The 18,037-nt window shown below is 63.7% G+C and carries 17 protein-coding genes and 1 pseudogene; 9 read left to right on the forward strand and 9 right to left on the reverse strand.

What is annotated here, in order from left to right; genetic code table 11:
* Positions 1 to 117: 117 nt before the first annotated feature.
* Positions 118 to 1,452: a DEAD/DEAH box helicase gene (locus KI241_RS23595; RefSeq protein WP_212803053.1), complete on the reverse strand. Its 1,335-nt coding sequence runs from the start codon at positions 1,450 to 1,452 to the stop codon at positions 118 to 120.
* Positions 1,453 to 1,510: 58 nt separating this feature from the next.
* Positions 1,511 to 2,413, reverse strand: a complete 903-nt coding sequence (gene yedA, locus KI241_RS23600) for a drug/metabolite exporter YedA (protein WP_042728455.1) — start codon at positions 2,411 to 2,413, stop codon at positions 1,511 to 1,513.
* 162 nt (positions 2,414 to 2,575) lie between these two features.
* Between yedA and KI241_RS23605 the strand changes: the two genes are divergently transcribed.
* Positions 2,576 to 3,028, forward strand: coding sequence for an Lrp/AsnC family transcriptional regulator (locus KI241_RS23605; protein ID WP_042728456.1), 453 nt, complete (start codon positions 2,576 to 2,578; stop codon positions 3,026 to 3,028).
* Between the two features lie 37 nt (positions 3,029 to 3,065).
* Here KI241_RS23605 and KI241_RS23610 read toward each other — a convergent pair whose 3' ends face one another.
* The 3 genes from KI241_RS23610 to KI241_RS23620 all read right to left on the reverse strand — a co-directional run bounded on the left by KI241_RS23610 (position 3,066) and on the right by KI241_RS23620 (position 5,062).
* Positions 3,066 to 3,677 carry a 3'-5' exonuclease gene (locus tag KI241_RS23610; protein ID WP_047736323.1) on the reverse strand — a complete coding sequence of 204 codons (612 nt, stop codon included), beginning with the start codon at positions 3,675 to 3,677 and terminating at the stop codon, positions 3,066 to 3,068.
* Between the two features lie 21 nt (positions 3,678 to 3,698).
* On the reverse strand, positions 3,699 to 4,178 hold the full coding sequence (locus KI241_RS23615) for an NYN domain-containing protein (RefSeq protein ID WP_030140338.1): 480 nt from the start codon (positions 4,176 to 4,178) through the stop codon (positions 3,699 to 3,701).
* Positions 4,179 to 4,303: 125 nt separating this feature from the next.
* Entirely contained in the window at positions 4,304 to 5,062 is a 759-nt protein-coding gene (locus KI241_RS23620) for a DUF2076 domain-containing protein (RefSeq protein WP_212803054.1), read from the reverse strand.
* A gap of 173 nt (positions 5,063 to 5,235) precedes the next feature.
* Here KI241_RS23620 and KI241_RS23625 point away from each other — a divergent pair, with 173 nt between their 5' ends.
* The 3 genes and pseudogenes from KI241_RS23625 to KI241_RS23635 all read left to right on the forward strand — a co-directional run bounded on the left by KI241_RS23625 (position 5,236) and on the right by KI241_RS23635 (position 8,397).
* On the forward strand, positions 5,236 to 5,898 hold the full coding sequence (locus KI241_RS23625; RefSeq protein WP_212803055.1) for a YciC family protein: 663 nt from the start codon (positions 5,236 to 5,238) through the stop codon (positions 5,896 to 5,898).
* An 88-nt stretch (positions 5,899 to 5,986) separates the two neighbouring features.
* A pseudogene (locus KI241_RS23630) lies at positions 5,987 to 7,065 on the forward strand (endonuclease/exonuclease/phosphatase family protein).
* Between the two features lie 72 nt (positions 7,066 to 7,137).
* Positions 7,138 to 8,397, forward strand: coding sequence for a hypothetical protein (locus KI241_RS23635; RefSeq protein ID WP_212803056.1), 1,260 nt, complete (start codon positions 7,138 to 7,140; stop codon positions 8,395 to 8,397).
* 19 nt (positions 8,398 to 8,416) lie between these two features.
* Here the strand turns inward: KI241_RS23635 and hrpB are convergent, their stop codons facing one another.
* Positions 8,417 to 10,936, reverse strand: coding sequence for an ATP-dependent helicase HrpB (gene hrpB, locus KI241_RS23640; RefSeq protein WP_042731232.1), 2,520 nt, complete (start codon positions 10,934 to 10,936; stop codon positions 8,417 to 8,419).
* Positions 10,937 to 11,031: 95 nt separating this feature from the next.
* Between hrpB and KI241_RS23645 the strand changes: the two genes are divergently transcribed.
* Both KI241_RS23645 and KI241_RS23650 read left to right on the forward strand, forming a co-directional pair.
* The gene (locus KI241_RS23645) at positions 11,032 to 11,451 is read left to right on the forward strand and encodes a hypothetical protein (RefSeq protein WP_042731233.1); all 420 of its coding nucleotides are present in this window, start codon (positions 11,032 to 11,034) and stop codon (positions 11,449 to 11,451) included.
* 28 nt (positions 11,452 to 11,479) lie between these two features.
* Positions 11,480 to 12,373, forward strand: coding sequence for a cation diffusion facilitator family transporter (locus KI241_RS23650; protein WP_042731234.1), 894 nt, complete (start codon positions 11,480 to 11,482; stop codon positions 12,371 to 12,373).
* A gap of 54 nt (positions 12,374 to 12,427) precedes the next feature.
* Here KI241_RS23650 and KI241_RS23655 read toward each other — a convergent pair whose 3' ends face one another.
* Positions 12,428 to 13,432: a DUF6515 family protein gene (locus KI241_RS23655; RefSeq protein ID WP_042731235.1), complete on the reverse strand. Its 1,005-nt coding sequence runs from the start codon at positions 13,430 to 13,432 to the stop codon at positions 12,428 to 12,430.
* Positions 13,433 to 13,722: 290 nt separating this feature from the next.
* Between KI241_RS23655 and KI241_RS23660 the strand changes: the two genes are divergently transcribed.
* The 3 genes from KI241_RS23660 to KI241_RS23670 all read left to right on the forward strand — a co-directional run bounded on the left by KI241_RS23660 (position 13,723) and on the right by KI241_RS23670 (position 15,686).
* Positions 13,723 to 14,508, forward strand: a complete 786-nt coding sequence (locus KI241_RS23660; protein WP_234407978.1) for a hypothetical protein — start codon at positions 13,723 to 13,725, stop codon at positions 14,506 to 14,508.
* 338 nt (positions 14,509 to 14,846) lie between these two features.
* Complete coding sequence (locus KI241_RS23665) at positions 14,847 to 15,326, forward strand: Lrp/AsnC family transcriptional regulator (RefSeq protein ID WP_025215622.1); 480 nt, start codon at positions 14,847 to 14,849, stop codon at positions 15,324 to 15,326.
* A gap of 150 nt (positions 15,327 to 15,476) precedes the next feature.
* Positions 15,477 to 15,686 (forward strand): DUF2788 domain-containing protein, encoded by a 210-nt coding sequence (locus tag KI241_RS23670; RefSeq protein ID WP_042732667.1) that lies wholly within the window; start codon positions 15,477 to 15,479, stop codon positions 15,684 to 15,686.
* On the opposite strand, the gene KI241_RS23675 is transcribed toward KI241_RS23670, so the two are convergent.
* Together KI241_RS23675 and amn are read right to left on the reverse strand one after the other, a co-directional pair.
* Entirely contained in the window at positions 15,681 to 16,316 is a 636-nt protein-coding gene (locus KI241_RS23675; protein WP_042732666.1) for a pseudouridine synthase, read from the reverse strand. The two genes, KI241_RS23670 and KI241_RS23675, sit on opposite strands and share 6 nt — an antisense overlap.
* A 70-nt stretch (positions 16,317 to 16,386) precedes the next feature.
* On the reverse strand, positions 16,387 to 17,886 hold the full coding sequence (gene amn, locus KI241_RS23680) for an AMP nucleosidase (protein ID WP_161796129.1): 1,500 nt from the start codon (positions 17,884 to 17,886) through the stop codon (positions 16,387 to 16,389).
* Positions 17,887 to 18,037: the final 151 nt, after the last annotated feature.

Below are 18,037 nucleotides of genomic sequence, written 5' to 3' on the forward strand. Positions count from 1 at the left end.
GCCGCGGTTCGCCCCTCAATGCGCGGGTGAACGGCGGCGGATCAAAGGTTTTCGGGGCGACGAACGGCAATAAAGGGTGGCCGTTTTTGCACTGAGGGGCGCAAATCGCCCGCACAGCTATTTTTTCTTGCGCGGCCCGGTGTTGAACACCGGCACTTTACGCACAGGTTTGACCGAAGGCTCCACCGGCGCCGCATCACCGCTGTCCACCCATTTGCCCAGGTTACGCTTGCCGCCACCGCCGGCGGTTTTCGGTTTCTTCGGCTTTTTCGGTTTCTTGATGACCTGGCCGCTGGCGTCGGTTTCCGGGACCCGGTGTTCCGGCTCGAAATCATGCTCCGTTTGCCGGGGCAGCGTCTGACGAGTCAGGGTTTCGATGGCTGACAGCAGATTCACTTCGTCGGCGCAGACCAGGGAAATCGCTTGCCCGGTCGAGCCCGCCCGACCGGTACGGCCAATGCGATGGATGTAGTCCTCGGCCACGATCGGCAGGTCGAAATTCACCACCAACGGCAAATCCTCGATATCCAGGCCACGGGCGGCGACGTCGGTGGCCACCAGGATCTGCACCTCCCCCACTTTGAAACGGTCCAGTGCACGCTGGCGCGTGGCCTGGGGCTTGTCGCCGTGGATGCCATCGGCGTTGACGCCCAGGCCCTGGAGTTTTTCCACCAATGCATCGACCCCGTTACGGGTCTTGGCGAACACCAGCACCTGCTTCCACTTGTCCTTGCGCATCAGGTGCACGAACAGTTCCGGCTTGCGCTTCTTGTCCACCGTCACCACCCATTGCTTGACGGTGTTGGCAGCCACGTTGCGCGGGCTCACTTCGATGCTCAGCGGGTCGTTGAGCATCTGCCCGGCCAGCAAGCGGATCGCGTCGGAAAAGGTCGCCGAGAACAGCAACGTCTGGCGCTTCTTCGGCAGCGCCCGGTAGATATTCGCCAATTCCTCGGAGAAGCCCAGGTCGAGCATGCGGTCGGCTTCGTCCAGCACCAGGGTTTGCAGCTGGTTGAACTTCAGCGCGTTCTGGCGGAACAGGTCGAGCAGGCGCCCCGGCGTGGCGACCAGCAGGTCGACGCCTTTGCGCAGCTTCATCATCTGCGGGTTGATGCTGACGCCGCCGTACACCGCGTAGGTGCTCAACGGCAGGTTCTGCGCGTACTCACGCACGCTTTCATGGACCTGCTCGGCCAGTTCGCGGGTCGGCACCAGGATCAGCGCCCGCACCGAGTTGGCCGCCACTTTCGGTCCTTCGGTGGTCAGCAACTGCAACAGCGGCACGGCGAAACCGGCGGTCTTGCCGGTGCCGGTCTGGGCCGCGGCCATCAGGTCACGACCGGCCAGCACCGCCGGCATGGCCTGGGCCTGCACCGGGGTCGGGGTCTGGTAGCCGAGCGTGTCGAGGGCGCGCAGCAAGGGTTCGATCAGGCCAAGGGAGGCGAAAGTCATGGAAATACCGTAGGAAAAGTCAGCGCATGGTGTGCAATACGCGGCAGTTTACCTCAATTCAGGATTCGACCGGCGCAGGCTTGGGCTTGCGCCACTGGGGCAGCCCGATCAGCACCACGGCGCTGATGATCACCAGCATCGCCAAGGCCTCTTCAATGCCGATGGTCTCGCCGGCAAACACGATGCCCAGTAACACCGCCACCGCCGGGTTGACGTAGGCGTAGCTGGTGGCCGCCGCCGGACGGACATGCTTGAGCAGGTACATGTAGGCGTTGAAGGCGATGATCGAACCGAAGAAGGTCAGGTAGGCCAGCGCGAACCAGCCTTCGAACGGCGGTACGCGCTCCAGGTGCTCACCACTGACGAAGCTGCCGATCAGCAGCACCACGCCGCCCACCAGCATTTCAACGGCGCTGGCCATTGCTCCCGCCGGCAGCGGCACGTGTTTGCTCAGCACCGAGCCAAAGGCCCAGGACGCGGCCGCGAACAACAGCAAGGTCGCCCCCAACGGACTCGATTGCAGGTTGGAACCCAGGTTGAGCATGGCGATGCCAATCAAGCCGAGCACGATGCCGGCCCATTCCAGACGAGTATTACGCGCGCCCCAGAAATATCCGCAGAGCAAGGTGAACAACGGCACCGTGGCCACGGCCAGGGCCGCTACCCCGGACGCCACGCCCGAGTGCTCGGCCACGCTGACCGCGCCGTTGCCAAAGCTGAGCAGCAACACGCCGATGAGGGCCCCGGCCTTCCACTGCGCCCAGGTCGGCGCCGGTGCCCCGCGCCAGCGCAAAAAGCCGTACATCAACGACCCGGCCAACACAAAGCGAATACCTGCCAGGAGTAGCGGCGGCCAATGCTCGACGCCGAGGCGGATCACCAGGTAGGTCGACCCCCAGATGACATACAAGGCGAAAAAGGCAGCGATCAGTGGCAGAGGAAAACGGCGTAGGCCCGGCATGGTCAGCTCGAAGTCAGGACAAGGAGAGCCGCTATTCTAGAAAGGCGACGAGCGGAAAATAAGCTACAAAACCTGTTTATCGCAGCCATACACTTTTCAAAACAAGGAGATCGACGCTATAAACCGTGCTTTCGAAAGTCATCTCAGTTGGACGCCCTCCCCGTGGATAAATACGACCGCATGTTGCTCGCCGCCCTGTTGGAAAACGGCCGGGCTTCCTACGCCGACCTGGCCCGCAAAGTGAACCTGTCGGCGCCGGCCGTGGCCGAGCGCGTCAGCAAGCTGGAGGCCAGCGGGGTGATCACCGGCTATCAGGCCAAGGTCGACATGGCGAAGATCGGCCTGCCGGTGCAGTGCGTGATCGAACTGCGGATGAACCAGCACGGCAACCAGAAGGCATACGACGACTTGTGCAAGATCCCCCAACTGACCGAATGCCACCGGGTAACCGGCGACCCCTGCGTGATCATGCAGGCAGCAGTGGGCTCGATGCCGGAGCTGGAAGCACTGATCAACCGCATCGCCAAGTTCGGCTTCAGCAAGACCTCGATCGTGCTGTCCAGCGCCATTGAAAAGCGTGTGCCACTGGGGCAGTTGGAAGGCAACGGGAAATAAGGATCAAGCCCGCTCCCACAAGGGTTCTGTGGTGTGTTCAGAATCCGCGATGGCGCTTGAGATGCTCATTGATCTTGGCCGCCGGCACTTTCTGCAAGCGGCACAACAGATCATGGGACAACGTCTGCAACCCATGCTTTTGCCGCAGCTCCGAGGCCAGGTGCGCGGTGAGGTTGGCGGCCATTTCGGCATCGGCCATGGCTCGGTGAGCCTGGCCGGTGTGGGGTAGGCCGGCGAAGGTGTTGAGCGTACCGAGCTTGTGGTTCGGCGCGGCCGGCATCAGGCGCCGGGCCAGCAGCAGTGAGCAGGCGAAGTTCTGCAGGCGGGTGCGCTTGATTCGTCCCAGTTCGAAGTCCCAGAACTTCTGGTCGAAGGCGGCGTTATGAGCCAGCAGCGGCGTGATGCCGACAAACTCATTGACCTCGTTCATCACCTTCTCGGCCGGCGGGGCGCTGCGCAGCATGGCGTTGCTGATGCCGGTCAGTTGCTCGATGAAGGCCGGAACGCGCACACCGGCATTCATCAGGCTCTGGTAACGGTCGACAATCCGGCCCTGTTCGAGGATCACCACGGCAATCTCGGTGGCCCGGCAACTGCTGCTGGGGGTGATGCCGGTGGTTTCAAAGTCGATGACTGCGATGCGTTCCAAACCTGCTGAACTCCGTAAAAATCAATTCTTGAGCAGCAACGCGCCTTCGATGGGCACGTAACGGCTGGCGGCGCGGATCAACGAGTTGGCGGTCAGCCCCGGCACGCCATAGGCCACCGCCTGCACACCATGCTTGCTGATGATGCGTTCGAGCAGCATGTCGAAATCGCCATCACCGGAGGCCAGCACCACTTCGTCGACATGGTCGGCCGCGTCCATGATGTCCAGCGTGATGCCCACGTCCCAATCGCCCTTGGCCGAGCCGTCGCTGCGCTGGATGTAGGGCTTGAGCTTCACGGTGAAACCCAGGTTGCGCAGGATCTGCTGGAACTGCTGCTGCTTGCTGTCGCCACGGTCGATCGCATAGGCATAGGCCTCGACGATCTGCCCCTGCTTGCTGACATCGGCCCACAGCGCGGCGTAGTTGAAGTGGCAACCGTAGGCCTGGCGCACCGTGTAGTAGAGGTTCTGGACATCGGCGAACACTGCAATTTTCTTCACCGCGTTTCCTCTTGGCTGCACAAGCGCAGGCCATCTGGCCCGAAAAGTCCCCAGTATGCCAGCCAAGGGGAATGTTCCGCGAATAATCGGCCCGAGGCGCCAGGGCGCCCCGGACGAATGGCAGGTCAGACGAAGGAGTCGTCGTCGCCGAAGAAGGATCCGTCGTCGCTGTAGTCGGCGTCGCTGAAACCATCCGAATCGTTGCCATAGGCCTGGTTATCGGCCACGCGCTGGTCATCGCCCCAGCCGTTGTCACCGGTGTCATTGACCGGTTGAGCGGGCTCTTCCTTGATGACCTCGACGATTTCCTGCGGCTGCTGGCCGCTGTGGAACAAGCTGCTGATGCCTTGGGCCAGCATGACGCCACCGGCTACGCCCGCAGCGGTTTTCAGCGCGCCACCGAGGAAACTGCTGGCTGCCGGGGCCTGCTGTTGCGGGGCACCGTAGCCCGAAGGCGGCGCGCTGAAGCCCTGTTGGGGCGGGGCCGAATTGAACGAAGGCCGCCCCGGTTCACGCCAGCCGCCGGAGACCGGAGCGCTTGGAGCAGGTGCAGGGCGTGAGTCCCGGTTGCTGCCGCCAAAAATACTCGACAGAAAACCACCGCCGCCACTGCTTGATGCCGGCGCCTGGCTCCGGGCCTGCTGCAGCTCGGCCTGCAATTGCTCGACTTGCTGGGCGAGCTGCCGGTTCTGCTCATCCAGACGCTTGATCGCGGCCTCCTGCACCAGAATCGCCTGGGCCATGAAATAGCCCGCGGCGGGCTGGCTCGCCAGGTGTTCCTTGATCCGCGCCTCGGCCTGGGCGTCGCGCGGGGCTGAATCCTTTTCGGCCTGTTGCAGCCGTGAAAACAGTCCATCGATCAGGGTTTGTTCTTCGCTGTTCATGGCGACCTCATCAGATTGCCGGGTAGAAAACCATTCCGATCACACGACCGGTGCCCATCAGTAATGGGGCTGGCCTGGACGGTTTCAACGGTCTTTACCAGATGTTTACGTTTGCTTGTGCGGGCACCTGATCGGTTAAAGTGTCGGACCGCTTTTAGACCTGCGATGCGACCATGAATCCGTTTGACGTGCTGCGCGACTCTCTGTATTTCTTCAAGCGCCATCTGGGCCGGATCGCCCAGCTTTGCCTGCCCTTGGTCATACTCGAGGCCCTGCTGCAGCAAGGCGTGGACAGCGCCGTCGGCCCGGAAGGCTTTCCCGGCTACAGCGTGATCGTCGGGCTGCTGGTGTACCCGCTCTACACCGCCGCGCTGATTCTGTTTCTCGACGCCCGCAGCCGCGGCGAGACGCCACGCACGCGCGACCTGCTCGCCACGGCGCTGACCCTGTGGCCACGCTTTGCCTTGTTGACCGCCCTCAACACGCTGCTGATCCTGGTGGGCATTACCTTGTACTTCCTGCCGGGCCTGTGGCTGATGGTGACCCTGGCCTTCAGCGAATACCTGCTGGTACTCAGGGGCCTCACGCCGCTGGCCGCCATGAAGGAAAGCCTGGCCATGAGCCGCGGCAATTTCTGGCGGATCCTGACCTGCATTCTCTGTGTGATGGCGCCGCTGTGGTTGCTCAAGGGCGCCAGTGTCTCGGCGTATCCGGGCCCCCTGAACCCGGTTATCAGCCTGTTGATCGACAGCGTCCACAGCTTCCTGCAACTGTTCACCAGCGTGGTGTTGTTCCGCATCTTCATGCTGCTCGAAGCAAGGCCCGAGAACCGCTGAGCCACGCGGCGCAAGTCCCGGGCTTGGGCTTGGGAACCGCTCTCGGTTATGCTCGGGCTCACTTTTGCGTTCGCCCATAAGCTGAGCCATGACCCGTCTACTGCGCTATACCCTGCTGGGCCTGCTGTCGATCCTGTGCCTGGCCGCCCTGGCGATCTACGGTTCGACCTGGCGCCCACACCCCGGGAAACCCTGCCGGTCAGTTGCGCCGCCAACGCAGCGCCACTGATGCCCGGCCAGGCCTTGAAGGTGATGACCTGGAACGTGCAGTTCCTGGCCGGCAAGCGCTACGTGTTCTGGCACGACCTGGCCCAGGGCGACGACGAAAGCCCGACCCTGGAAGACATGGCCTTCAGCCTCGATGAAGTGGCACGGGTCATTCGCGACGAGCAACCGGACATCGTCCTGCTCCAGGAACTGGACCATGGCGCCAAGGCCAGCGACTACCAGGATCAGCTCAAGCTGTTGCAGGAACGCCTGGCCGATCTCTACCCCTGCGCCACCAGCGCCTTCGACTGGAAGGCCGAATTCATCCCCGACCCGCATATCTTCGGCAGTGTCGGTCGACAACTGGCGACGCTGAGCCGCTATCGCATCGACCACGCCGAACGGGTGCAACTGCCGGTGGCCGATGCCAACTTCATCAGTCGCCAGTTCCAACCCAAGAACGCCCTGCTGGTGAGCTACCTGGCGCTCAAGGACGGCGGTCGCCTGGCAGTGCTCAACACCCATCTGGAACGGGCCACCGAACCGGACGAGACCTTGCCCCGGCAAGTGGCCGCCGTGACCAGGGCCTTGGACAAACTCGAATCATCCGGCACGCCGTGGCTGATCGGCGGCGATTTCAACCTGCTGCCCCTCGGCCAGTACCGACGCCTGCCGGTAGAACAGCGCACGCCCTACTCCGCCGACAGCGCCCTGCACCTGCTGTGGGACAAGTACCCGATGATCCCCACCAACAACGAAGCCAGCGGCATCGACCGCGAGCACTGGTTGACCCACTACCCAAACGACCCGGGCCTCAACGGCCCCGACCGCACCGTCGACTACCTGTTCTACAGCCCGCGGATCAAGCGGGTGGAAGCCCAGGTACGCCAGGACGACACGTTGCGGATCTCGGACCATCTGCCGGTGATTGCACGGTTTCTGTTGCCGGCCGCCCCCTAGCCACTCCGCCAGCCCTGACAGCCGCCCATGGAATGCACGCCCCACTGATCGGACTCACCTGGAGAACTCACCATGACCGTCATCGCGCTGATCAACCCTGAGCACGACCCCCACTTGATCGCCGATTGCCTGATCAGCGCCGACGGGCCGGACAAGCGCCAATCAATGTCTGTCTGGGTGCCTTCGCTGGGGCTGATACCGACTGACTGGCATGACCAGGACGGGCCGTTCCATATCGCCCGCATGGGGCGTAAAACCTACCTCCTGCCGAACCACAGCGGCATGCTCGCCTTTGCCGGGGATTGCCGGTCGGCCTATGAATTCTGGGTGGCGTTATCACAATCCATCGAGATCAAGCTCGGCTATCAACCCGACGCGCTGATTGAGGCGGCCATGATCGATCAGGTCCTGATGAGCATGGGCGCGACCGCGAGCGCCTTCCACATGCTGGGCGTGCTGCTGGATGGACAAGGCGGCCGGCGCGCCTATATCCACCGCCCCGAAGCCACGGTGACCACCGAGCACTTTGGCACCTGCTACCTGGCCGGCTCCGGGACGCACCACCTCAAAAGCAAAATTCAAACCGAAGACCAACGCTTCACGTCCATCCAGCATTGGGACTGGGCACACATTTCGCCGACTGAAGAACTGGCGGAGTCCTTGTGTTCCGACATGCTCTACTACGAATCCGACATCAACAACGGGCGCAGGCCCAACACCCCTATCCATGACAGGTTCGGTGGCTTCTACGAATGGTATGGCATCGCAGCGGCCGGGATAAAAACCATGCCGCCCAGAATCGACCTGAACATCCTCGTCAAGGACGATTGCCTGTACCTGACCCGGCTGCATTTTTGCGAAACCGTTCACCCGCCCGCCGGCGATCCTCTCTTCAAAGGCTCGCAGATCATCCTGAAGGTTCTGACGTTCTGCCTGCGCACCCAGGCCTTCGACCCGCAGAGGCTGTTCGACAACCTGACATTCACTTTCGAGCGGGCGGACGGGGTGCTCATCGAGCGCTTCTTCAACCATTACGACAGGCAGGCCGGTTCACCGCTGTCGGACCCCAGGATTTCAGGAGCCGTCCCGGCGGACGTCCTGCAAAAGGATTTTGGCGATGGTTTGTCCGTCAAGAGAGTGCGCCTGACGGTCTCGATCAACGGCTATGCGGTGGCAAAAGGGGTGACCGAAAGCGACGAATCGCTCGCCCCGGCCAGGCTCCAATACACCAACGGCCAACTCTCGGTGACCTTCTCCGAGAAAATAGGCCTCTTGATTGCAGACATCGTGGAAAGGCACCTGCGCCAGCCGCCTGCCGCGAAGCCTGCTTGAATCCAACGCCGACGCATCGTCAGGCCTTGCGCGGCTTGGCCCGCGCCGTCGCCTCCGCCACCAGCGGATCGTCAGGCCAGTAATGCTTGGGGTAACGGCCCTTGAGGTCTTTCTTCACCTCGGCGTAGGTGCTGCGCCAGAAGTTCGCCAGGTCCTGGGTGACCTGCACCGGCCGGCGCGCCGGTGACAGCAGGTGCAGCTTGACGACCTGGCGGCCACCGGCGATACGCGGGGTGTCCGCCAGGCCGAAGAGTTCCTGCAGGCGCACCGCCAGGATCGGCGGGTGCTCGCTGTAGTCCAGGCGGATCGACGACCCCGAAGGCACGCTCAGATGGTGCGGTGCCAGTTCATCCAAGCGTTGCGGCAGCGGCCAGGGCAACCGGTTGTGGACGATACTCGAGAGGTCCAGGTTGGCAAAATGACTGAGGCGCGACACCCGTCCCAGGTACGGCATCAGCCAGTCTTCGAGGCTGTCCAGCAATGCCCCGTCGCTGACGTCCGGCCATTCGCTCTCGCCCTTGGCCTCCAGGTCGAGCCGGCGCAACAGCGCCACCCGCGCCTGCCACTGGCGCAGTTCCGGGGTCCAGGGCAACAGTTCCAGGCCCTTGCGCCGCACCAGGTTCACCAACGCCTGACTGCGCGCCGCCTCGTCCAGGCCGGTCAGCGGCTCGCGACTGAGCACCAGTTCGCCGACCTTGCGCTGGCGCTCGGCACGCAGCACGCCTTCGCGCTCGTCCCAGTCCAGTTGATCCACGGTGCGCACCTGCTCGGCCAGCACCGAGTCAAACAGCGCCGGGTCAATATCCGTCGCCAGGTAGATCCGTTCTTCGCGCTGGCCCTGGCGGCTGCCCAGGTCGGCGACCACCAGCCACGCGTGTTTCATCAGGCTGTCGGCCTCGGCGAACTGTGCCGCGCGGCCGTTGGCCAAGCGATATTCCGCGCCGCCGGGCCGCCGCTGTTGCGCGACGCGGTCCGGATAGGCCAGCGCCAGCAAGGCGCCGAGCCAGCGTGGGTGATCGGGATCGGCGACGGCTTGTTCGGCCTTGCCCCGTAAATAGCCGCGATATTGCCGGGCCAGTTGCCGCGCCCGCTGTACGTTGCCCTGGGCACTGCGAGTCGCTCGTTCTTCGCCGGAGAGCAACACCAGGCGACTATGCAAGTCCGCGCCGGCGCCGCGGAGAATATCGCGCTCGCCCAACAGCGCGGCGACGTTGCAGGCCATGTCCGCCAGCCCCAGCGCCTGGCCGCGCAGCAGCAAATGGGCGATACGCGGGTGGGCAGGCAGTTCGGCCATGGCTTGGCCGTGGCGGGTCAATTGTTCGCCCTCCAGCGCGCCCAGTCGTTGCAGCAGGTCCTGGGCCTGGGCATAAGCCGCGGCCGGCGGGCTGTCGAGCCACACCAGTTGCTGCGGCGCCATGCCCCAGCGGCCCAGTTGCAGGGCCAACCCGGCCAGGTCCGCCGAGAGAATCTCCGCGCTGGCGTAGGCGGCCAATTGTTCGTGCTGGTCTTCGGACCACAACCGATAGCACGCCCCCGGCTCCAGGCGCCCCGCCCGGCCGGCCCGCTGGGTGGCGCTGGCGCGGGAGATGCGCTGGGTGTCGAGCCGGGTCATGCCGCTGCCCGGATCGAAACGCGGGACGCGAGCCAGGCCGGCATCGACCACCACCCGCACGCCATTGATGGTCAGGCTGGTCTCGGCAATGTTGGTCGCCAGCACCACTTTGCGCTGGCCCGGCGGCGCGGGGTCGATGGCAGCGCGTTGGGCCGCAAGATCCAGTTCACCGTGCAAGGGACACAACAAGACATTGCCGCCCTCGCCCAGGGCGTCGGCCAACTGCTGGTGAACCCGGCGGATCTCCGCTTGCCCGGGCAGGAACACCAGCACGCTGCCGGTTTCATCGTGCAGCGCTTCCAGCACGGTCTGCACCAGGCGTGGCTCGATGTACTCGCCCGGCTGGAACGGACGCCCCCAACGCACCGTGACCGGGAACATGCGCCCTTCGCTGCGCAGGATCGGTGCATCGCCCAGCAGCCCGGCCAGGCGCTCGCCTTCAAGGGTGGCGGACATCAGCAGGATCTTCAGCGGCTGGTCGTCGCGAAACAGCTCCCGGCCATTGAGGCTCAAGGCCAGGGCCAGGTCGGCGTCGAGGCTGCGTTCGTGGAACTCATCGAAAATCAGCAGCCCCACGCCTTCCAACGCCGGGTCGTCCTGCAAGCGCCGGGTGAGGATGCCTTCGGTAACCACTTCGATGCGGGTCCTGGGGCCCACCTTGCTGTCCAGGCGGATCCGGTAGCCGACCGTTTCGCCGACCTTTTCCCCCAGCTCGCTGGCCAGGCGCTCGGCCGCTGCCCGGGCGGCCAGGCGCCGCGGTTCGAGCATAAGGATGGTCTGCCCGGCCAGCCAGGGCTCGTCCAGCAAGGCCAAGGGAACACGGGTGGTTTTACCGGCACCGGGCGGCGCTTCGAGCACGGCTTCATGGCGGGACGCCAAGGCTTGGCGCAGGGCAGGTAAAACTTCATCGATCGGCAAAGAAATCATGCTGGCTCCAAAACAGAGGGCCGAGTATAACGGCGAACTGTTTAGCGTGGTCTGGACTCCAACCAGCAACGCCTTTATCTGCTCAGGAGATTGTGATGCGTATTCCCTTTCGCGTGATCGGCGGCGTCCTGGTCGCCACCCTGCTGACCCAGCTCAGCGCCTGCGGCTCGATCTTCTACCCCGACCGCCGTGGCCAGATCGACGGCAAGATCGACCCGGCGATTGCCGCGCTCGATGCCGTCGGCCTGCTGTTCTACATCATTCCCGGCCTGATCGCGTTCGCGGTGGATTTCGCCACCGGCGCCATTTACTTCGAGCCGGGCAAAAGCGTCCAGATCGAGCCAGAAAAACTCAAGCCGGCCATCAACCCCGATGGCACAGTCAATAACCACGTGTTGCAGGCGATCCTGGAACGCGAACTGGGCCGCAGCTTCCCACTGGACGACCCGCGACTGATCCAGCACAAGGGCAGCGCACAGCAACTGGCCGCGCTCGGTCTCAAGCCCGCCGCATGAAGGGCGCCGTTGAAAGAGCGATCGCGCCATGACCACGGCGACTGAACACGCGCGCCTGCTGCGCCTGGCCACCCGTGCCTCGGTGGCCGTGGCGCTGATCCTGGTGATCGCCAAGGCGCTGGCCTGGTGGCTGAGCGGTTCAGTGAGCATGCTCGCCGGCCTGACCGACTCGGCACTGGACGGCGTCACCTCGCTGCTCAATCTGCTGGCGGTGCATTACGCCCTGCGCCCCGCCGACGATGACCATCGCTACGGACACGGCAAGGCCGAATCCCTGGCCGGCATGGCCCAGGCGCTGTTCATCGGCGGCAGTGCCGTATTGATCGCATTGCAGGCCATCGAGCGCCTGAAGCAGCCTGTCCCGGTGGACGCGCCCTGGCTAAGCGTTGGCGTAATCGTGTTTTCCCTGGCCCTGACCGTGGCACTGCTGGCGCTGCAACATCGGGTCATTCGCGCCACCGGCTCCAACGCCGTACGTGCCGACTCGCTGCACTATCGCTCCGACCTGTTGCTCAACGGCAGCATCCTGATCGCCCTGGTGCTCGCCGGGTTCGGCTGGTACCAACTCGACGCCTGGTTCGGCCTGGGCATTGCCGCCTACATTTTGTGGAGCGCCATCCAGATCGGCCGGGAAAGCTTTGCGGTGCTGATGGATGAAGAACTGCCGCCGGATGTCAGCCAGCACATGCTGGAGCTGGCCTGCGCCGTACCCGGCGTGCTGGGCGCCCATGACCTGCGCACGCGGATCTCGGGCAACCACTGGTTCGTGCAGTTGCACCTGGAACTGCCGGGCGAGTTGACCCTGTCCATCGCCCACGAAATCAGCGACCAGGCCGCCGACGCCATCCATCGCGCTTACCCCAAGGCCGAAGTGCTGGTGCACGCCGACCCGTCGGAAGTGGTCAAGGGCGCGAGGGCCTGATGCGCCGCCTGTGGCGAGGGAGCACACTCCCTCGCCACAAAGGGCGCTGACGCTTCAGTAACTCACCTGGTAACCACGGCTGCTCAGGCAACTGCCTTGGGCCTGCCGGTAGGTCTGCACTACCTCCGGCGCTGGTGGATAGGTGTAGTTGCGCGGGTCGAAACCACTCTGCTGCACCGCCCAGCGATAACAGTCGTAGCCGTCCTGGTTGACCTGCTCGGGTGACTGGCCGTTGGCCGGATACGCCACCACGTCGTAGCTGTTGCCCTGGGGTTGAGGCTGCGGGTTGGCCACCGGCGGCTCGACCACGACGTAATCCCGGGTGTTGGCCTCATAGACGTAATAGGCGCCAGCGGCGAGAAAGAACAGCGAACTGCCGATCCACACTTCCCTGGCGTAGTCAGGCAGGTAACGGGTACGGATGCCCCGTGGCGGCTCGACCACGATGTAGCGTGGCCCCTGGGGACGGTACCAATAGCCGCCCGAATAGAAGTAATCCTGGCCGCGATAGGGCACGCGGTAGTTGCGATCCGGGAAACGGTCGATCACGTACCCCGGGCGATATTGCGGGCCTGGGCCCCAGCCATTGCCGTGCCCGTCCGGGCGACCGGGCCAATGCTGTTCAGGGCGATTGTCATGGCTTGGACGTGGCCCGCCGTTGGGATAGCCATCGCCGCGACGCGGGATATCGCGGTAATACCCCGGTTGCGGTTCACGGGTCTGGTTCACGCTGTCGGGTCGCCCCTGGATCGGTAAGTTATTGCCCGGCGGCGACGGCGGCCGGCCGTAGCCATTGGGGTCACGGGGCCCTCGATCATAGGAGGGGCCGCCCTGGCGCTGGGCACCCGGCTCGAACTGCCGGCTGTTGTCGCCTCGGATGATCTCGTTGTTCCGGGGCCGGGGTTGCTCAATGTGGCCCTGGTCGTTGCCGCCGCGCGGATCGTAGCCGCGGCCGCCGTCCGGGCCTCCGCGGTTTTGCTGATCATCGGCCATTCCCTGCGCACTGACACTTGCCCACAACAGACCAACACCTGCCAAACGCCAGATGCGCGACTTCATGTTATTCCTCACGACGGTTCAGGGCCTGATGATAAGACTGGGAAACCCCAGGCCGGTTCTGCGACAGGTTATCAGCCACAGGCTTTATTTAGCAGGCATTTGCCGCTCTGCCCCCGGGGTTTAAGATACCCGCCGATTTCGTCGACGACAGGAACGGTTCTATTCGCCGAAAGCGCCAGCCGGCGTCCGCCGCAGCGAACTATCAAGGGAGTGAAGGTATGTCAGTTTCATCCGCACGAGAACGAGCCCCCGTCATACAGGCCTTCGTGTTGGAGATTAGGTTTGTTGCTTTGGCGCTGTTACTCACGGCCTTGTGGGGCTGCGGGCGCACACCGCTGGTGCATGAAGATGATCGGCGGCTAAGCCGGATGCTGTGTGAAGTCGGGGAGCAAAGGGTCACCTTGAGCCCACGCTTCTCCTATGACTTGCCAGGGCCATTGCGGCACACGCCGTGCGGCACGGTCAAAAGCGGCTTCAACTATGACAAGGTCCGCGACATTCAGTCGGCGAGTGCCAGCGGCAGCTATCGCTCCAACGACCTCGTCGTGCTGGCCTCATCGCGCTGGATCACCGTTGAAGGCCTACTCGATGGCAAGGACGAAGGAGCGCTCTATGCTCCTGAACAGTTCCTGCAAAACAAACTCGCCCTGATGGACCTTACCCCAAGCAAGGCACGCCCCGAAGAGATCGAGTGGGTCACCCGGCAAGGCATGCGATGCCTGCGCTTCTACGACATATGGCACAGCCCGACGGATACCTGGGAAGAGGACGTCACCTACTGGTGCTGGGAAAACCAGAGCGGCCTGAAACAGCCGTTCTCGGTCAGCGCCGGCCAACGCTTGCCCGAAGGCACCAAGGGCTATGACCTGGATCAGGCCTTTATCCTGCCATTCTTCCAGAGCCTGAAAATCAATCGCCTGTCCGATGCCGCCCTGGCCGAGGCTGAGGAAAAAATCAAAGCCGCCTGCGCCCACGTCAAATCCCGCTATGACCAGCACCTCAATTGGGGTGCCGATTACCCGGACAAACGCCTGACCCGCCAGCGCCTGCGCTCCTGCGGCTATGACGCCCCCTAGCCAAAACAGAATCTGCGCTCAATAAAAAAGGGAGGCCCGTCGGCCTCCCCTTGAGAATCTAGTCCGTGCTCGACGCTTTTGACGTCGGCTCACCTCACGCCGTCTTCTGGACAGTGTGCAGCTCGGGGGTCTGCCAGTCACCGGTGGGTGCTGCGACCGCAGCCGGCCGGATTGGGCGGGCTGCACTGGACTGTTTGTCCGAGCAGTGATCTTGGTGATAAGGATAGGCCTGGGGCGCCGACAGATGATTGCGAATATTGCTCAAATAAACATGGCTTGCGCAATTTTTAGCCCTGGATAGATAATATTCCGCAATTATCCAGATAAAGGCCCGACCGATGAGCAAACTCGACCGATACGACCTGAGTATTCTGGCGGAATTGCAGCGCGATGCACGCATCTCCAATCAGGAACTGGCCGAGCGCATCGGCCTGTCGCCCTCGCCCTGCTCGCGGCGGGTCAAGCAATTGGAAGACGACGGCTACATCACCCGCCAGGTCGCCCTGCTCGACCGCAAGATGCTCGGTCTGAGCCTGACGGCCTATGTGCTGATCGGCATGGATCGCCACACCCCCGAACGTTTCGAAAACTTCGAAGCGGCGATCCGCAACCTGCCCCAGGTGCTGGAATGCAGCCTAGTGACCGGCATGGACGCGGACTACCAGCTCAAGGTGGTGGTGCCGGACATGGACCACTACCAGAAACTGCTGCTGGGGCACCTGACCCGGATCGATGGCGTCACCAGCGTGCGGTCAAGCTTCGTGCTGAACCAGGTACTCAACAGCACCGAGCTGCCGTTGACTCACCTGCGCAGCTGACCGCTTTTGTGGCGGGGGAGCTTGCTCCCTCGCCACAACGCGTCAGCCGATGGATAGCTGCGACACACCGCCGCAGGCCAATCCCGCGCCCGCGCCTCATGCCTTATACTCGCCGCGACTTTTCAAGCCCGCTTACGCCGGAGTGTCCTGATGGATCCTGCTGTTTTCGAAGAGTGGATGATGACCGGCCTGGTCAGCATCCTGATCATTTTCATGGGTTTCATCGTCTGGGACCTGGCGAAAAAATCCAAGGCCGGGCGTTTCGGCTCGTTCATCCTGTTTTTCGTGCTGGGTCTGGGCGTCGCGGCGTTCGTCATCAAGAGCGTGGTGATCGGCCTGATCGAAACCGGGGCGTTATAAGCGCGCCGGCACTTCCTTCCACTGGCCCTGATCGAGCCCTTCGAGGGTCCAGTCACCGATCCTGACCCGCACCAGCCGCAGGGTCGGCAAGCCGACCGCCGCCGTCATGCGGCGCACCTGGCGATTGCGCCCTTCACGGATCACCAGCTCCAGCCAGCTCGTGGGCACGCTGAGGCGAAAACGCACCGGCGGGTTGCGCGGCCACAACGCCGGCTCATCCAACTGACGAGCCTCGGCCGGCAAGGTCATGCCGTCGTTCAGCTCCACCCCCTCGCGCAAACGCTGCAATTGCTCGGCGCTCGGCTCACCCTCTACTTGCACCCAATAGGTCTTGGCCAGCTTATGCCGGGGGTCGGCGATGCGCGCCTGCAGTTGCCCATCGTTGGTCAACAACAGCAACCCTTCGCTGTCGCGATCCAGCCGCCCGGCCGGGTAGATGCCAGGCACGTCGATAAAGTCCTTGAGCGTCGCCCGCCCTTCACCGTCGCTGAATTGCGTCAGCACGTCGAAGGGTTTGTTGAACAGGATCAGCTTCGGCTCGGCCGGCGGTGCCTTGGCGACACGACGCGGGGCATTGGCTTGAGGCTTCGCGCCAGGGCGACGGGAAGCGGGACGGGGCGGACGGGGCATGGCGAATACAACATCTAACGGTCGGGGCCACCCATGCTAGTGGCCCGACCGTCAAATGACCACCGTCGAATCAGCGGAACGGCGGCTCGTCGAAGCTGCGCAGCTTGCGCGAATGCAGCGAATTGAGTTCGGTGCGCAGCAGGTCCAGCGCCGCGATACCAATCTTCAAGTGCTGGTTGACCGCTCGCTCGTAGAACGCGTTGGCCGACCCCGGCAGCTTGATCTCACTGTGCAGCGGCTTGTCCGAAACGCACAACAATGTGCCGTACGGCACCCGCAGACGATAGCCCTGGGCGGCGATGGTGCCGCTTTCCATGTCCACCGCCACGGCGCGAGACAGGTTGATCAAGGGCCGTTCCTGGGCCCAGCGCAGTTCCCAGTTGCGGTCGTCGTAGGTCAGCACGGTGCCGGTGCGCAAGCGCTTCTTCAGCTCGTCGCCCTTTTCCCCGGTGATGTTCGCCGCGGCCTGCTGGAGCGCCAGTTGCACCTCCGCCAGGGCCGGGATCGGGATGTTCGGCGGCACCACTCGGTCGAGGATGCCATCACGGCGCATGTAGGCGTGGGCCAGCACGTAGTCGCCGATGGTCTGGGACTGCCGCAACCCGCCACAGTGGCCGATCATCAGCCAGCAATGCGGGCGCAGCACCGCCAGGTGGTCGGTGATGTTCTTGGCATTGGACGGGCCGACGCCGATGTTCACCAGCGTGACGCCGTGGCCATCGCTGGCCTGCAGGTGATAGGCGGGCATCTGGTAGCGGTGCCAGACCACCCCGGCGGCGATGGCCGAGGCTTCGCTGTGGTCCATGTGCTTGTCGATGATCACGTTGCCCGGCAACACCATGCGCACGAAGCGCGGGTCGCTGCGCAGTTGCTCAAGGCCATGGACGATGAACTGGTCGACATAGCGGTGATAGTTGGTCAGCAGGATCCAGGGCTGTACATGGCGCCAGTCGCTGCCGGTGTAATGCACCAGCCGACGCAGGGAAAAGTCCACCCGGGCGGCGTCGAACAGCGCCAGGGGCAGCGGATCGGTGTTTTCCCAGTCGTAGAGGCCGTCGGCGATGCCATCGGTGGCGGCCGACAGGTCGGTGCTGGGGAACACCCGCGCCAGCACCGCGGCGGTCACGCCGGAACCGGCCAGCTCATCGCCCTGTTCCACCACGTAGGGATAGGGAATGTTCTGCTCGCTGACGCCCACTTCGACAGTGACGGTGAAGTCGTGCATCAGCGGGACCAGTTGCTCCAGCAGGTATTTACGGAACGCGGCCGGATGGGTGACGGTCACGCAGTAGGTGCCCGGCAGCTGGACCTTGGCGTAGGCGCGAGTGGTTTGCGGAACTTCACCGTGGCAGTGGTAGGTCAGGCGCAGGGCGGGGTAGCGAAACAGCGCACGTTGCTCGGCATCCGGCTCGATACGGTCCTTGAGATAACGCATGAGCGCCTGGTTCAGCGCGGTGGTCGCACGCTCGTGCAGGGCCGCCAGACGATCCACGGCTTGTTCGGCGGTTTGAACGACAATAAACGCTTCGGTCACGATCAGCTTCCTGTGTTCTGACTTGCAGGCCCTCATCTTGCCTGCATCGCCGCCCGACGGGAACAGTGGCGTAATGACCGAGCATCACTGCGCCCTCTGTGGGAGCGGGCTTGCTCGCGAAAGCGTCGGCACATTCAGTATCGATGTTGTCTGACACACCGTCTTCGCGAGCAAGCCCGCTCCCACA

The sequence above is a fragment of the Pseudomonas sp. Cab53 genome, assembly GCF_018325965.1.
In the GTDB taxonomy this organism is placed as follows: Bacteria; Pseudomonadota; Gammaproteobacteria; order Pseudomonadales; family Pseudomonadaceae; genus Aquipseudomonas; species Aquipseudomonas chlororaphis_E.

Coding starts and splice junctions, on each gene's coding strand:
- KI241_RS23595 (WP_212803053.1), bottom strand. CDS start 1,452: ATGACTTTCGCCTCCCTTGGCCTGATCGAACCCTTGCTGCGCGCCCTC.
- yedA (WP_042728455.1), bottom strand. CDS start 2,413: ATGCCGGGCCTACGCCGTTTTCCTCTGCCACTGATCGCTGCCTTTTTC.
- KI241_RS23620 (WP_212803054.1), bottom strand. CDS start 5,062: ATGAACAGCGAAGAACAAACCCTGATCGATGGACTGTTTTCACGGCTG.
- KI241_RS23625 (WP_212803055.1), top strand. CDS start 5,236: ATGAATCCGTTTGACGTGCTGCGCGACTCTCTGTATTTCTTCAAGCGC.
- KI241_RS23635 (WP_212803056.1), top strand. CDS start 7,138: ATGACCGTCATCGCGCTGATCAACCCTGAGCACGACCCCCACTTGATC.
- hrpB (WP_042731232.1), bottom strand. CDS start 10,936: ATGATTTCTTTGCCGATCGATGAAGTTTTACCTGCCCTGCGCCAAGCC.
- KI241_RS23645 (WP_042731233.1), top strand. CDS start 11,032: ATGCGTATTCCCTTTCGCGTGATCGGCGGCGTCCTGGTCGCCACCCTG.
- KI241_RS23650 (WP_042731234.1), top strand. CDS start 11,480: ATGACCACGGCGACTGAACACGCGCGCCTGCTGCGCCTGGCCACCCGT.
- KI241_RS23655 (WP_042731235.1), bottom strand. CDS start 13,432: ATGAAGTCGCGCATCTGGCGTTTGGCAGGTGTTGGTCTGTTGTGGGCA.
- KI241_RS23665 (WP_025215622.1), top strand. CDS start 14,847: ATGAGCAAACTCGACCGATACGACCTGAGTATTCTGGCGGAATTGCAG.
- KI241_RS23670 (WP_042732667.1), top strand. CDS start 15,477: ATGGATCCTGCTGTTTTCGAAGAGTGGATGATGACCGGCCTGGTCAGC.
- KI241_RS23675 (WP_042732666.1), bottom strand. CDS start 16,316: ATGCCCCGTCCGCCCCGTCCCGCTTCCCGTCGCCCTGGCGCGAAGCCT.
- amn (WP_161796129.1), bottom strand. CDS start 17,886: ATGAGGGCCTGCAAGTCAGAACACAGGAAGCTGATCGTGACCGAAGCG.